Annotated in this window: 13 protein-coding genes and 2 tRNA genes; 4 read left to right on the plus strand and 11 right to left on the minus strand. The window is 70.3% G+C overall.

Translation table 11 applies throughout. The features are described 5' to 3' along the window. Positions 1–145: 145 nt before the first annotated feature. From nrdI to ykgO, 3 genes are all read right to left on the minus strand, one after another. Positions 146–577 carry a class Ib ribonucleoside-diphosphate reductase assembly flavoprotein NrdI gene (gene nrdI / locus QP119_RS10305; protein WP_284775911.1) on the minus strand — a complete coding sequence of 144 codons (432 nt, stop codon included), beginning with the start codon at positions 575–577 and terminating at the stop codon, positions 146–148. Between the two features lie 239 nt (positions 578–816). Continuing rightward, entirely contained in the window at positions 817–1,050 is a 234-nt protein-coding gene (gene nrdH / locus QP119_RS10310; RefSeq protein ID WP_075664470.1) for a glutaredoxin-like protein NrdH, read from the minus strand. Between the two features lie 371 nt (positions 1,051–1,421). Next, positions 1,422–1,544: a type B 50S ribosomal protein L36 gene (gene ykgO, locus QP119_RS10315; RefSeq protein WP_005288826.1), complete on the minus strand. Its 123-nt coding sequence runs from the start codon at positions 1,542–1,544 to the stop codon at positions 1,422–1,424. Positions 1,545–1,755: 211 nt separating this feature from the next. Between ykgO and nadE the strand changes: the two genes are divergently transcribed. Beyond that, the gene (gene nadE / locus QP119_RS10320) at positions 1,756–2,637 is read left to right on the plus strand and encodes an ammonia-dependent NAD(+) synthetase (protein WP_284775914.1); all 882 of its coding nucleotides are present in this window, start codon (positions 1,756–1,758) and stop codon (positions 2,635–2,637) included. Positions 2,638–2,751: 114 nt separating this feature from the next. Here the strand turns inward: nadE and QP119_RS10325 are convergent, their stop codons facing one another. The 6 genes from QP119_RS10325 to pgm form a co-directional block, all read right to left on the minus strand. Beyond that, positions 2,752–3,513 carry a fructosamine kinase family protein gene (locus tag QP119_RS10325; RefSeq protein WP_284775916.1) on the minus strand — a complete coding sequence of 254 codons (762 nt, stop codon included), beginning with the start codon at positions 3,511–3,513 and terminating at the stop codon, positions 2,752–2,754. Beyond that, positions 3,495–3,953: a pyridoxamine 5'-phosphate oxidase family protein gene (locus QP119_RS10330; RefSeq protein WP_284775918.1), complete on the minus strand. Its 459-nt coding sequence runs from the start codon at positions 3,951–3,953 to the stop codon at positions 3,495–3,497. The genes QP119_RS10325 and QP119_RS10330 overlap by 19 nt, the downstream gene beginning before the upstream one ends. Positions 3,954–4,135: 182 nt before the next feature. Then, positions 4,136–4,208 (minus strand) — tRNA-Ala (locus QP119_RS10335). A gap of 46 nt (positions 4,209–4,254) precedes the next feature. Further along, a tRNA-Ala gene (locus QP119_RS10340) sits at positions 4,255–4,327 on the minus strand. A 136-nt stretch (positions 4,328–4,463) separates the two neighbouring features. Continuing rightward, a complete protein-coding gene (locus QP119_RS10345) occupies positions 4,464–5,186 on the minus strand; it encodes a DsbA family protein (RefSeq protein WP_284775919.1) in 723 nt (240 codons plus the stop codon). 216 nt (positions 5,187–5,402) lie between these two features. Continuing rightward, on the minus strand, positions 5,403–7,058 hold the full coding sequence (gene pgm / locus QP119_RS10350; protein WP_284775921.1) for a phosphoglucomutase (alpha-D-glucose-1,6-bisphosphate-dependent): 1,656 nt from the start codon (positions 7,056–7,058) through the stop codon (positions 5,403–5,405). Between the two features lie 210 nt (positions 7,059–7,268). On the opposite strand from pgm, the gene QP119_RS10355 reads away from it, so the two are divergent. The 3 genes from QP119_RS10355 to QP119_RS10365 are packed head-to-tail and all read left to right on the plus strand — an operon-like array spanning position 7,269 to position 9,554. After that, positions 7,269–8,690, plus strand: a complete 1,422-nt coding sequence (locus QP119_RS10355; protein WP_284775923.1) for an alanine/glycine:cation symporter family protein — start codon at positions 7,269–7,271, stop codon at positions 8,688–8,690. Between the two features lie 52 nt (positions 8,691–8,742). Continuing rightward, on the plus strand, positions 8,743–9,210 hold the full coding sequence (locus tag QP119_RS10360) for a CrcB family protein (RefSeq protein ID WP_284775925.1): 468 nt from the start codon (positions 8,743–8,745) through the stop codon (positions 9,208–9,210). Beyond that, the gene (locus tag QP119_RS10365) at positions 9,207–9,554 is read left to right on the plus strand and encodes a CrcB family protein (RefSeq protein WP_284775927.1); all 348 of its coding nucleotides are present in this window, start codon (positions 9,207–9,209) and stop codon (positions 9,552–9,554) included. Before QP119_RS10360 ends, QP119_RS10365 begins: the two co-directional genes overlap by 4 nt. Positions 9,555–9,639: 85 nt before the next feature. Here QP119_RS10365 and QP119_RS10370 read toward each other — a convergent pair whose 3' ends face one another. Further along, entirely contained in the window at positions 9,640–12,234 is a 2,595-nt protein-coding gene (locus QP119_RS10370) for an ABC transporter permease (protein ID WP_284775929.1), read from the minus strand. 6 nt (positions 12,235–12,240) lie between these two features. Next, a complete protein-coding gene (locus tag QP119_RS10375) occupies positions 12,241–12,939 on the minus strand; it encodes an ABC transporter ATP-binding protein (protein ID WP_284775944.1) in 699 nt (232 codons plus the stop codon). Positions 12,940–13,795: the final 856 nt, after the last annotated feature.

Here is a 13,795-nt window from a genome sequence, read left to right on the forward strand (position 1 = left end):
GTTGATCTGGCCTTTCGCTAACGGTTCTTCTTGTGCGGTGCGGTGCTGTTGCGGTGCTGCGGTGCAGTCTAATTCCGGCGGGTCTGCGGGGACGGTCCTGTGTCCGTTGTACCCGTGCCGCCCGGCGCGGCGCCCGGGCGGCCGGTCAGGCGACGGGTTCGAGGCCGAGTTCGCCGGCGTATTCGGTCAGCCCCTCGCGGACGCGCTCGACGTCCTCGGCGGTGCCCAAGAGCTCGAAGCGGTAGACGTAGGGCACCTTGCACTTAGCGGAGATGACGTCTCCGGCGAGTCCGAAGTCGGTGCCGAAGTTCGAGTTTCCCGAGGCGATGACGGCGCGGATGAACGAGCGGTTGTGCTCGTCGTTGAGGAAGCGGATGACCTGCTTGGGCACGGGGCGGGAGTTCTTGCCGGTGATGGAGGCGCCGCCGCCGTAGGTGGGGCAGATCAGGACGTAGGGCTCGTCGACGTGCAGCGGCGGGTCGGTGCGGTGCAGCGGGATGCGCTTGGCCGGCAGCCCGAGGCGGTCGACGAACCGGCGGGTGTTCTCGGTTGCCGAGGAGAAGTAGACGACCAGCACGGCCGCTCACGTCCTTTCCGGGAAAACCCCCTACGGGTGCGCCTGGCGGCGACCCGCACGGGGGTTTCGTGGGTTTCTGCGATTCATCCAGTTGTGGCGCGTCGTGCTCGCCGACGTCGCGTTACTCGCCCCTGGCGCGCGGCCGCACCGTGGGTGCGTGGGCTCCGGTGGACGCCCGCCCGCCGCGTGCGGTGCCTGCCGGGGCGGGCCGGTCGGCCGGGTGGCCGGGTGGCGGCCTCTTAGGCAGCCTTGCCGGCCAGCGCCTTGATGCGGTCCGGGCGGAAGCCGGACCAGGTCTCGCCGTCGACCTCGACGACCGGGGCGGAGAGGTGGCCGAGGGCCATGACGTAGTCGCGGGCCTCGTCGTCCATGGAGATGTCGACGGTGGTGTAGTCGAGGCCGGCGCGGTCCAGCGCCTTCTTGGTGGCGTTGCACTGCATGCAGGCCGGCTTGGTGTAGACGGTGATGGCCATCGTGGGGCTTCCTCGCTTCTCGTTCCCGTGTTTCCCTGCGCTCGGCGCGGCGACCGACCGGTCCCCCGGTGGTTGCCGGCGCTTCCCTGCGCGACCCCTCCGACACTATCCGTTGTGGTCGATTTCCGCAAGACTCACTACATGTAGTAGTTACGTTCGTGATATTCCCAGCTGGGCGGAGAATGCGGCCACTACATGTGGAGGCCTCATCCGGGCCGTGTAGTTACACGGCTGGCATTTCGCCTGGAAAGGCGGAAGGCGGCCCTCCCGGTGTGCGCGGAAACACCCTTTGAGGGTGATCCACGTCGCGGGGAAGACCGCCTTCGCGGAGTGATGCGACGCCCTACGGGCGCCGCACCCGGGATCCTCGATTAACCCTGGCGGGCCTTGAAGCGGGGATCCTTCTTGTTGATCACGTAGACCTTGCCGTGGCGCCGCACAACCTGGGCACCCGGCTTGTTCTTCAGCGACCGAAGCGACTTGCGGACCTTCATCGGGCGCTCCTTCCTGTTTCGCGTGCGCGCTCGCGCACCTCAAGCTGATGGGCGGGCATGACGGGCGCGGGATCCCCCCCGCGTCGCCACGGCGGCCCGGCGGCGCCTCAAGGGCGCGTCGGGCCACGAACGAGCAGCCATGTTACCGCACCGGGGCCGATCGGCCAAAACGCCGCCGCCGCTTACGTGCCCCGGCAGTAGAGTCGGAGCCATGAATCAGCCGACCGACACCCCCTCCCCCGCCCCGCGTCCGCTGCAGGCGCACATCATCGACACCCTCGGCGTGCGCCCGCGCATCGACACCGCCGGCGAGATCGAGGCGCGTATCTCCTTCCTCGCCGACTACCTGACCGTCACCGGCGCGCGCGGCTACGTGCTGGGCATCTCCGGCGGGCAGGACTCCACACTGGCAGGCCGCCTGGCCCAGCTGGCCTGCGAGCGGGTGCGCGCCGAGGGCGGAGAGGCCGAGTTCACCGCGGTGCGCCTGCCGCACGGGGTGCAGGCCGACGAGGACGACGCCCAGACCGCGCTGCGGTTCATCGCCCCGGACCGCTCGGTGACCGTGGACATCGCCCCGGCGACCGCGGCGATGGGCGCGGCGGCGGCCGAGGCGCTGGGCTTCGAGCGGCTCGGCGACTTCAACCTCGGCAACGTCAAGGCCCGCCAGCGGATGATCGCGCAGTACGCGCTGGCCGGCGAGCTCGGCGCGCTGGTGGTCGGCACCGACCACGCCGCGGAGAACGTCACCGGGTTCTTCACCAAGTTCGGCGACGGCGCCGCCGACGTCCTGCCGCTGGCCGGCCTGGACAAGCGCCAGGGCGCCGCGCTGCTCGAGCGGCTGGGCGCGCCGGCGTCCACGTGGGAGAAGGTGCCCACCGCCGATCTGGAGGAGGAGCGCCCGGCGCTGCCGGACGAGGAAGCGCTCGGGGTGACCTACCGGGCCATCGACGCCTACCTGGAGGGCCACGAGGTCGACGAGGCCGACGCGGAGACCATCGAACGGCACTGGCACCGCGGCGAGCACAAGCGCCACCTGCCGGCCGGCCCCGCCGACACCTGGTGGCGCCGCACGGAGCACGCCACGCGGGGCTAGCGCCCTCTCGCCGGTGGCGACGGTAATCGGCCCCTGCCCCACCGGCCGGTGTACCGCCGGCGGGAGCCGCGTCGGCCGGCATCCCCGGGGTAAGCGTCCCGCCCTGGCGGGGCGCTAGCCGAGGAGGTCGAGCGTCTCCGCGGCGCGGGACTCGAGCGCGTGGCCGTAAGACGGCCCGTGCGTGAAGGCGTGCACGGCCAGCGGGTGCAGCTGGTGGACGCAGGTGAAGTCCAGCCAGCCCTTCGGCAGCGGGTGGGCCTCCTCGTAGCCGGCGCGGATCTCCTCGATAAAGGGCGCGCCGAACAGGTCGAGCATCGCCAGATCCGTCTCGCGGTGCCCGCCGTGGGCCGCCGGGTCGATGAAGGCCGGGCCGTCCGCGCCGAAGAGCAGGTTGCCCGCCCACAGGTCACCGTGGATGCGTGCCGGCTTCGCGGCATCGAACGCGTCGGAGTCGCGCACGGCGGCGCAGGCGCGCCGGACGGTGTCCCACGCGGCGTCGTCAATGTTGCCGGCCTCGTGCGCCGCCTGGGCGAAGGGCAGCACGCGCTGCTCGACGTAGAAGTCCGCCCAGCGCTCGCGCGGCTCGCAGGCCTGCGGCTGGGTGCCGATGTAGTTCAGCCCCGTCCAGCCGGGCGGCGGGCAGCCGAAGGACCCGGCGCCGGCGTCGTGGATGCGGGCGAGCTCGCGCCCGGCGCGCCGCGCGGCCTCGGGGGTCGGGCGGGCGGGGGCGACGCGGGCCGTCGTCAATGAAGAGTCGGTGACCTCGAGGACCTCGACGACGCGGTCGCTGGCCTCGCGCAGCCAGGCCAGGCCGGCGGCCTCGGCACGCGCGGCGTCACGCTGGCCCGGGTGCTTGGTTATCCCCTGCCGTCCCATCCGTATCCGTCGGGCTCCTCTCCGAGCTGGAAGGCGCGCCCGGAGAACTCCGAGGCGGTGATCTTGACGTAGTTGTACTTCAGCGTCGGCAGCCACGGGCGCACGTTCAGGCTGTCGGCGTACTCGATCTCGTCGGCGTGCTGCAGCAGCTCGGCGTTGCCGCGCACCACCACGGACCAGGCGCGGTTGGCCTCCTTGTCCACGTTGTCGACCTCGAAGAGGACGTCGTGGTTGAGGTTGATGGTGAACAGCTTGTTGCCCTCGGCGCTGCGGAAGTAGATGTCTCCGCGGTCGTCGATGACGAAGTTGACGGGGAAGATGTCCATGTCGTCGGAGCGGCGCACGACGACGCGACCCAGCTGGGCGGAGGCGAGCTTCTCCCGCGACTCCGACTCGTCGAGGTACTGGACGACACCTTCGGTGGAATCGTAGTTACTCATGTCTCCCATTATCCCCTTTTGTCGCCTTCCTCGCTGCGGCGGGTCTCATGTAGGCACGGGCATGTGGTCTCACCGGCGGCGGCGACGCTCCGCGGCCCCGGCTCCCGAACGGGGTCCCCGGGGCGCGGGAGGACACAGAAAAAGAGGCGGGCCGCTCTCTCGAACGGCCCGCCTCCGGGAAGTGGAGCTAACGGGATTCGAACCCGTGACCCCCACACTGCCAGTGTGGTGCGCTACCAGCTGCGCCATAGCCCCGTAGGTATTAAGTTGACCGGGCGGACCGAAAACGGCCTTTCCGGAGTGGAGCTAACGGGATTCGAACCCGTGACCCCCACACTGCCAGTGTGGTGCGCTACCAGCTGCGCCATAGCCCCTCAAGACTCCTGACAATGTACATGGCCCACCCTGAAACGACCAAATCCCCCGCTCCCGGCCGCAATTACGGCACGGGTGCGGGGGCCGGCGACGGCGACCGACGGGACGTCGGAAATCGCGTCGCGGGCGCTACAGCTAACGGCGGGTCCTCTCGACCCAGTCCTTGCTCAGCTGGATCTCCTCGCCGTCGACGAAGATACGAGGGGAGGACACGCCGCCCTCGGTGTCGCGCAGGCGGTCCTCGTTGTCCTTGCCGAACTGGCGGGCCTCCTCGGTGAACTTGCCGTCACGGATGTTCGAGACGACGTCACCGTCGGCGCCCATCTGCTCGGCAAGGTCGGCGAGCTCCTCGTCGCCCCACTGCTGGTAGATGTCCTGCTGGTGCTCGAGCAGGTACTGGCGGTAGTTCCAGTACAGCTCGGCGTCGCCGGACTCGCCGACGGCGTAGACGGCCGCCAGGATGTGGTGGGACTGGCCGTCCTCGTTGCCGCGGTCCAGGAAGGACATCGTGCGGATCGCCACGTCCATGTCGCCGGCCTCGATGGCGTCCTTGAGCTGGTCCTTGTCGGCCATGGCGAGCTCGGCGCAGCTCGGGCAGAGGAAGTCCTCGTAGATCTCGACCTTCGGCGTCTTGTCGTCGGTCTTGGCGGAGTCCTCCGCGGTCAGCTTGAAGGCCTCGTCGTCGATCTGCTGGCTCATGGCCACGGGTTCGACCTGGCCCTCGAATTCGACCTTGCTCTTCGACTGGCCCGAGATGATGATGTAGCCGATAACCACGGCCGCGATGACGACCACGGCGATGACGGCCCACAGGAAGCCGTTGCTCTTCTGGTTCGGCGACTTGACGGTGCTGCTCACGTGCGCGCTCTCGTTTCCTTTCGTTGGACGGGCGGGGTCGGCCCCGGCCCGTGTCGTTCGCCGACGGAGTCTAGCCCAGAACGGCGACCCCACGCAGGTCGCGTGGGGTCGCCCATCATTGTGCGGGGTGCGCTACCGGGGCGCTCCGGCCGCACCCGGCGCGCACCCGGGGCCGCTTCGGCGGGCCGGCGCAGCGCGCCGCAGCCCGCGCCAGCGCTACTTGAGCACCTCCGAGACGACCGCCTGGGCGGCCTCCTGCACCTGGGCGAGGTGCTCGGCGCCGCGGAAGGACTCCGCGTAGATCTTGTACTTGTCCTCGGTGCCGGAGGGCCGGGCGGCGAACCAGGCGTTCTCCGTGGTCACCTTCAGCCCGCCGATGGCCGCGCCGTTGCCGGGGGCGTCGACGAGTTTGTCCACGATCGGCTCGCCGGCCAGCTCGGTGGCCGAGACGTCCTGCGGGGACAGCTTCTTGAGCACTGCCTTCTGCTCGCGGTTGGCCGGCTCGTCGGTGCGCGCGTAGGCCGGGGCGCCGAACTTCTCGGCCAGCTCCGCGTAGCGCTGCGAGGGCGTCTTGCCGGTCACGGCGGTGATCTCCGCGGCCAGCAGGTCCATAATCAGGCCGTCCTTGTCGGTCGACCACACGGTGCCGTCGGTGCACAGGAAGGACGCACCGGCGGACTCCTCGCCGCCGAAGCCGATGGTGCCGTCGATGAGCCCCGGCACGAACCACTTGAAGCCGACGGGCACCTCGACGAGCTCGCGGCCGATCTCGGCGACCACGCGGTCGATCATCGAAGAGGAGACCAGGGTCTTGCCCACGGCGGTCGAGGCCGGCCAGCCCGGACGGTGACTGAACAGGTACTCGATGGCCACGGCCAGGTAGTGGTTCGGGTTCATCAGCCCGGCGTCCGGGGTGACGATGCCGTGGCGGTCGGCGTCGGCGTCGTTGCCGGTGGCGATGTCGAAGGTGTCGCGGTTGGCGATCAGCGAGGCCATCGCGTCCGGGCTCGAGCAGTCCATGCGGATCTTGCCGTCGGTGTCCAGGGTCATGAAGCGCCAGGTCGCGTCGATCTGCGGGTTGACCAACTCGAGGTCGAGGTTGTGGGCCTCGGCGATGGCACCCCAGTAGTCCACGGAGGCACCGCCCATCGGGTCGGCGCCGATGTGCAGGCCGGCCTTGCGGATCGCGTCCAGGTCGACGACGTTGGGAAGGTCCGCGATGTACTCGCCCATGAAGTCGAACGCCTCGGCGAACCCGTCGCGCACGCCGCTGACCGGGGTGCGGCGCACGTCGGCCAGCCCCCCGCGCAGGATCTCGTTGGCGCGGTCGGCGATCCAGTCGGTGGCGTCCGCGCCGGCCGGGCCGCCGGACGGCGGGTTGTACTTGAAGCCGCCGTCGCGCGGCGGGTTGTGCGAGGGCGTGATGACGATGCCGTCGGCGCGCTTCGGGTCGGTGCCGGTCACCCCGCCGGCGAGCTTCGCGTTGTGGGCGAGGATGGCGTGGCTGACGGCCGGGGTCGGGGTGTAGCGCCCGGCGGCGTCGACGCGCACGGGCACCCCGTTGGCCTTGAGCACCTCCAGGGCGGAGACCATGGCGGGCTCGGACAGCGCGTGGGTGTCGCGGCCGATGTAGACCGGGCCGCCGATCTCGTGGGCGCGGCGGTACTCGACGATGGCCTGGGTGATGGCCAGGATGTGGTTCTCGTTGAAGGCCGTGTCCAGGGAGGAGCCGCGGTGCCCGGAGGTGCCGAAGGCGACCGCCTGGTCGGGGTCGTCCGCGTCGGGGGTGCGGGTGTAGTAGGCCGTGACGACCTCGGCGATATCGATGAGGTCCTCGGGGCGGGCGGGCTGGCCTGCGCGTTCGTGTGCCATGGGGTCCTGGATCTCCTTTGCGTCCGGGTGACGGTGCGTGCGCGTGCGGTCGTCGCGTGGACGACGTCGCGCCTCCGGCACCCATTGTCCCCCGTTTCGGCCCGGGCGTGCAGGGTCGCGGGACGCGCACGGTGATTCGATACCCCCGCTCGGGTGAGAATGCCCCTTTTCACTTCCTTCCGTACCTATCGGGAATTAGATTCTGTGACCATGGACACGCTCAATGACTTCCTCGGTTCCGTCGCCGCGGTGGTGTGGGGACCGTTCATCCTCATCCCGCTGCTGCTGGGCACCGGCCTGTACCTGACGTGCCGGCTGGGCTTCCTCCAGTTCCGCACTCTCGGCCGCTCCCTGCGCAAGGCCTTCATCGACGGCGGCGAGGGCGAGGACGTCGAGGGCGACATCACCAACTACCAGGCGCTGACCACCGCCCTGGCCGCCACCGTCGGCGTGGGCAACATCGTCGGTGTGGCCACAGCCATCTCCATCGGCGGGCCCGGCTCGCTGCTGTGGGTGTGGGTCACCGGCCTGGTCGGCATGGCCTCGAAGTACACCGAGGCGTTTTTGGGCGTGCGCTTCCGCACCACCGACCACAACGGCGAGCAGGCCGGCGGCCCGCAGGAGTACCTGCGCCGCGGCATCAAGGGCCCGACCGGCAAGATCCTGGGCTTCCTGTTCACCCTCTTCGCCATCATCGCCTCCTTCGGCATCGGCAACACCACCCAGGGCAACGCCGTCGCCCACGGCATGCAGGGCACCTTCGGGCTGGACCCGGTGGCCACCGGCGCGCTGCTCTTCGTCGGCATCGGCGCGGTGCTGCTCGGCGGCATCCAGTCGATCGGCAAGATCACCTCGGCGTTCGTGCCGATGATGATCATCGTCTACGTCGTCGGCGGCATCGTGGTCCTGCTGCTCAACATCACCTCGCTGCCCGCCGCCTTCGAGCTGATCTTCACCGACGCGTTCACCGGCACGGCGGCCACCGGCGGTTTCGTCGGCTCGGCCTTCCTGGTCGTCATCCAGATGGGTGTCGCCCGCGGCATCTTCTCCAACGAGTCCGGCATGGGCTCGGCGGCGATCGCGGCCGCGGCGGCCAAGACCACCCACCCGGTGCGCCAGGGCCTGGTCTCGATGACCCAGACCTTCATCGACACGATCATCGTCGTCTCCATCACCGGCCTGTGCATCGTGACCACGGGCGTGTGGGACCGCGGCGAGGAGAACGCCGCGACGATGACCGCGGACGCCTTTTCCACCGCGCTGCCGGGCCACTGGGGCGGCACGATCGTCTCCCTGTCGGTCGTCTTCTTCGCCTTCTCCACCATCCTCGGCTGGGCCTACTACGGCGAGCGCTGCGTGGTAGCCCTGCTGGGCTGGAAGTTCTCCCTGCCCTACCGCCTGTTCTTCACCTGCGTCGTCTTCGTCGGCGCGACCACCGAGCTGACCCTGGTGTGGACCTTCGCGGACCTGGCCAACGCCCTGATGGCGCTGCCGAACCTGATCGGCCTGCTGCTGCTCTCCGGCCTGGTGGCCAAGGAGACCAAGGAGTACCTGGAATTCGACCCGAAGCTGACCGCCGACGCCGACGCGGTGCGCCGCCACCTCGAGGCCACCGGCTCCGACTGGCGCTGAGCCCCCGGGCCGCACCCGGGCCCGCCGCCGCGCCCGGCTAGAATTTCAGGGCGTGACCGCCGCAGACCTCGCCCGCACCATGACCCGGGAGACCGGGCGCACGCTGGTCGTGGCCTGCGGCGCCGTCGTCGGCGCCTGCGCCCGCTTCGGGCTGCAGGGCCTCTCCCCCGGCTCCCTGTGGCCGCTGCTGGGCATCAACCTGCTGGCCTGCCTGGCGATGGGCTTCTTCCGTCCCGGCCTGTTCTGGGGCAAGGGCGTGCTCGGCGGCTTCAGCAGCTTCTCCGCGGTGGTCGTCGTCTTCTACCACGTGCCGGCCTGGGAGGCCGTGGCCTACCTCGCCGCGACGGTGCTGGGCGGGTTCGCCGCCTGGTGCGTCGGCGACGTGCTCGCCGAGCGCCGCACCTGGCGGCACCACTGCACCTCCGACCCTGACGCCGCCGCGCGCGCCGTGCGCGCGGCCGAGCGGGCCCGCGCCCACCGCACGGTGCACCACACCCGCCCCGAGGGGAGGGCGAAGTGAGCTTGACGACGCCCGCGCTGGTCCTTGTCTGCGTCGCCGGCACCGGTGCGCTGGGCGGCGCCCTGCGCTACCTGCTGGCGCGCTTCCCCGGCGGCCTGGCGGGCACCTGGCTGGCCAACATGGGCGGCTCGCTGGCCGCGGGCGTGGCCTTCGGCATCGACGGCATCGCGCACACGGCGCTGGCCGCCGGCTTCGCCGGGGCGCTGTCCACTCTCTCGACGCTGGTCGCCGAGTTCGGCGGGCTGGCCAAGGCCCGCCGGTGGTGGAAGCTGGCCGGCTACGCGGCCGCGACCGTGCTCGGCGGGCTGGCCTTCGCCGGCCTGGGCCTCTGGCTCAGCCAGTAGGCGCCGCTCCCCCGGTGGCGGCGCGCCGGCGCCGTTGCCCGCGGTGAGGGTGGCGCAGCCGCCGTCACCACCGGGACGTCGGCAATCAATCCTCGGCGATCGCGTCCAACGGTGCCGTGCGCGCCGCGCTAGCGGCCGGCCACAGCGCCGCGAGCACGCCCACGACCGCGGAGCCGACGAGCATCCACCCGATGAGCGCCCAGGGCACCGAGAGGGTGTCCAGGCCCTCCTCGGCGAGCACGCGCAGGAACGCCCAGCCCAGGCCCAGGCCGATCGCGATGCCGGCCAGGGCGCCGAAGATCGCGATGGCGACGGCCTCCAGGATGATCATCGTGCGCACCTGGCGGCGCTGGGTGCCCACCGCGCGCAGCATTCCGATCTCCTGGCGACGCTCGATGACGTTGAGGGTGAGCGTGTTGACGATGCCCAGCACCGCGATCACCACGGCGAGGGCGAGCATGCCGTAGAGGATGTTGAGCATGGCGTCGATGGCCCCGCCCATCTCCTCGGCGAGGTCCTTGGAGTCCATGACCTGGACGACAAGCAGCTGCTTGACCGCGTCCTCGAGGCCGGCGCGCAGGTCGTCGGCGTCCGCGTCCTCGGTCTTGGTCACGGCGACCTGGTAGAGCTGCATCGTGCCCGGCGCGGCGAACTGCTCGGCCGTGGTCTTGGTGGCGATGACGGGCATGACCATCGGGCCGGTGCCGTCGAAGGTGCCCAGCAGGGGTGCCTCGACGGTCTGGCCGCCGGGCCCGCCGCTGAGCTGGTAGGTCTCGCCGACGGTCCAACCGCGCTCGGCGGCCAGGCCCGGGGTGGCGAAGAAGCCCTCCTCGCCGTCGACGTGGGCGACCTCGTCCTTGTCCGCGCCCGGGGCGACCTCCTTAAGGTCCAGCGGCAGCGCGGTGGTGATGTCGCCCTCGATCGCCTCGCCGTAGGGGTTGCCCGGCTGCGCGGGCTCGCCGTCGACGACGAGCGGGACCAGGTAGACCTCGCCGAGCTCGGCCACGCCGTCGACCTCGCGGGCCTCGTCGACCGTCTCGGCGGGCAGCGGGAACTGGCCGCTGGTGGGCCCGGCGAGCACGAAGTCGGAGCGCATGTTGTCCTCGTAGAACTCCGCCATCGAGGTCTTCATCGTCTGGCCGAGCATGCCGATCGCGGTGACCAGCGCGATGCCGAGGGTCAGCGCGAAGGCGGTGGTGGCCACGCGCCGCGGGTTGCGCCGCGAGTTCGTGGCGGCCAGCCGGCCGACCGCGCCGAAGGGCAGGCCGATGACGCGGCCCACGCTCGGCACGACCGGGATGGACAGCGCCGGGCCGGCGAAGAAGAACCCGATGATGACGGCGACCAGGCCCACGCCGACGAGGATGGCGCGGGTGTTGGAGCTCCAGTCCTCGTTGAGCGCGCCCCACATGGCGGCGCCGATGCCGATCAGGGTCAGGACGACGCCGAGGATCGTGCGCGCGGTCAGCGGGGTCGAGGTGGACGCCTCGGTCGAGCGCATCGCCTCGACGGGCTGGACCTGGCCGGCGCGCTGGGCCGGTGCCCAGGCGGAGAGGATGGTCACCACGGTGCCGAGCACGATCGGGATGACCACGGCCTGCCAGCTCAGGCCCAGCCCGGAGCCGGTCAGCTCGTTGCCGGTGGCGGCGAGGACCGCCTTGATCAGGGCGACCAGGCCCATGCCGGCTAGGACGCCGACGACCGAGCCGAGCAGACCGACGACGAGGGCCTCGAAGACGACCGAGACGGTGATCTGGCGCCGCGAGGCGCCCAGGGCGCGCAGGAGGGCGAACTCCTTGGTGCGCTGGGCGACGATCATGGAGAAGGTGTTGGCGATCAGGAAGGTGCCCACCAGAAGCCCGATCAGGCCGAAGGCGACGAGGAAGTAGTTGACGAACTGCAGCGCCTGGCTGATCTGCTCGCTCATCTCCTCGGCGAGCTTCTCGCCGGTGTCCGCCTGGAACTGCGGGTAGGTCTGCTCGACGTAGCCCAGCAGGTCCTCGGCGGACTGGTCGCCGGCGGCGGAGAGGACGACCTGGCCGACCTGCTCGCCGTCGGTGTAGCGCTCGATGTAGCTGGCCTCGGACATACCGAGGGCGGGCGCCGGGTTGTTGCTGGCCTGGTCGGTGTCGGTGGAGTAGATGCCGGTCAGCTCGAGCTCGGCGCGGTTCTGCTTGTCGACGACAATGACCCGGTCGCCCGGCGAGAGCCCGTAGTTCTCCGCGGCGTACTGGTTGACCACCACCTGGTCGGGGCCCTCGGGGGCGTTGCCCTCGACGACGGGCTGGACGATGCTGACCGACTCGCCCTCGGGGTACCAGACCTGGATGGCGGAGGTGCCGCCGGACTGCAGGGCGTTGCCCTCGGCGTCGCCGACGGCGACGGTGGTGCCGGACTGGATGTTGACGGTGCCGATCTTCTCGTCGGCGCGCAGGGTGTCGAGTTCGGCGAGCGGGATGCCGGTCTCGCCCTCACCGGGGCTGAGCACGACGTCGACGCCGTCGAAGCTGGTCGCCACGGCGTTGTCGAAGGTGTTCGACAACGCCTTCGTGAACATGAACGCGCCGGAGATGAACGCGGTGCCGAGCACGACCGCGATGACGGTCAGGGTCAGACGGAGTTTGTGCGAGGCGATGTTGCGCAGCGAGACGCGGCGCATCGCGGGACTGCTGAGTGCCATCAGGGACTAGCCCTCGATTCCGGTCATCGTGGCGGCGATCTGCTCGATGGTCGGGTCCTCCAGCTCCTCGACGATCTGCCCGTCGGCCAGGAAGATCACGCGGTCGGCGTAGGACGCCGCACGCGGGTCGTGGGTGACGATCACGACGGTCTGGCCGTCGCGGTCGACGGCTGTGCGCAGGATGTCGAGGACCTCGGCCGAGGAGTTCGAGTCGAGGTTGCCGGTCGGCTCGTCGCCGAAGATGATCTCCGGGCGGGAGACGAGCGCGCGGGCGCAGGCCACGCGCTGCTGTTGGCCGCCGGAGAGCTCGGCCGGGCGGTGCGAGAGGCGCTCGGCCAGGCCGAGGCGGCGGGTGACCTCGTCGAACCACTCCTGCGGGACGTCGTTGCCGGCGATGTCGGTGGGCAGGGTGATGTTCTCGGCGGCGGTGAGTGTGGGCACGAGGTTGAAGGACTGGAAGATGAAGCCGAGGCGGTCGCGGCGCAGGGCGGTCATCTCCTTGTCCTTCAGCGCGGACAGGTCCGTCTCCCCGATGAAGGTCTTGCCGTCGGTGGCGGAGTCGAGGCCGGCCATGCAGTGCATCAGCGTCGACTTGCCCGAGCCTGACGGGCCCATGATGGCGGTGAAGCGGCCGCGTTGGAAGGCCACGTTGACGCCCGCGAGAGCGGTGACGACGGCCTCGCCCTGGCCGTAGCGCTTGACCAGCCCGACGGCCTCGGCGGCGACGTCCTGGGAGGATTCCTTCCGCTTGACGACGTCGCGCTCGCCCGCGCTCGCCTCCGAGGTTGCGGCCCAGCCCTGCAAGGGCTGGGCGTCGTCGGCGGCGTCCGTGGGCTCAGTGGCGTCGGTGCTGGTGGGCCTGGCGGCCTCGGTCGCCGTGGCCGATTCCTTGTCTGCATTCGTCTCTTCGGCGGCGCCGGCGGCCGACGGGTCAGCCTCCGCGGCCGGGAGATCGGTGCCGGTGACGTCCTCCGACTCCCCCGCGGTCTCCTTCGCGGGCGCGGGCTCGTGGGTGAACAGTCCGCCGGCCCCCAGGGCGCTCGAACCACCCTCGGAGGAGGAGTCCTTCGTCGGGGTGGTCGGCGCGGTCTCGGCCGCCTGCCCTTCACGCGACTCGTTACTGCGGTGCGGACGGAACGAGTGCTTTCCCATCAGATGTGTCCTGCTCTCGGATGTCGTCGTCAATTGGGGTTACAACCAATAAATTCTACCGTCTGGTGCACTGGACGTGCAGGTCGGCGAGGGTGCCCGGGCCCTGTTCAAGAGCCTGGGCCGCCCCTCCTGAATGACCATCGGGCGGGGGCACCGGCGCCGTTACCGTGCCAGCGGACACGGACTCACCTGCGGGGACGCAGGAGAACCGCAGAAAACCGGCTGGCCGGGAAAACGGAAGACAACGGTTCTGTAACAGTAAACGGTCGCTAAAAGAAAACGGAATAAATGCACAAGACCCGAAATACCCCGATAAACGCGAGCAAGAATTCCGCATACGGAAAAGCACCCGTCACCGGTGATAACCGGCAACGGGTGCTTTCCTTATATGTTTTTGAGTTGTGGTGTC

The organism is Corynebacterium frankenforstense, from assembly GCF_030211955.1.
Lineage (GTDB): Bacteria > Actinomycetota > Actinomycetes > Mycobacteriales > Mycobacteriaceae > Corynebacterium > Corynebacterium frankenforstense_A.

Bases quoted from the DNA above. Each gene is read 5' to 3' on its own strand.
- nrdH (WP_075664470.1), bottom strand. From the start codon at position 1,050: ATGGCCATCACCGTCTACACCAAGCCGGCCTGCATGCAGTGCAACGCC.
- ykgO (WP_005288826.1), bottom strand. From the start codon at position 1,544: ATGAAGGTCCGCAAGTCGCTTCGGTCGCTGAAGAACAAGCCGGGTGCC.
- nadE (WP_284775914.1), top strand. From the start codon at position 1,756: ATGAATCAGCCGACCGACACCCCCTCCCCCGCCCCGCGTCCGCTGCAG.
- QP119_RS10325 (WP_284775916.1), bottom strand. From the start codon at position 3,513: ATGGGACGGCAGGGGATAACCAAGCACCCGGGCCAGCGTGACGCCGCG.
- QP119_RS10330 (WP_284775918.1), bottom strand. From the start codon at position 3,953: ATGAGTAACTACGATTCCACCGAAGGTGTCGTCCAGTACCTCGACGAG.
- pgm (WP_284775921.1), bottom strand. From the start codon at position 7,058: ATGGCACACGAACGCGCAGGCCAGCCCGCCCGCCCCGAGGACCTCATC.
- QP119_RS10355 (WP_284775923.1), top strand. From the start codon at position 7,269: ATGGACACGCTCAATGACTTCCTCGGTTCCGTCGCCGCGGTGGTGTGG.
- QP119_RS10370 (WP_284775929.1), bottom strand. From the start codon at position 12,234: ATGGCACTCAGCAGTCCCGCGATGCGCCGCGTCTCGCTGCGCAACATC.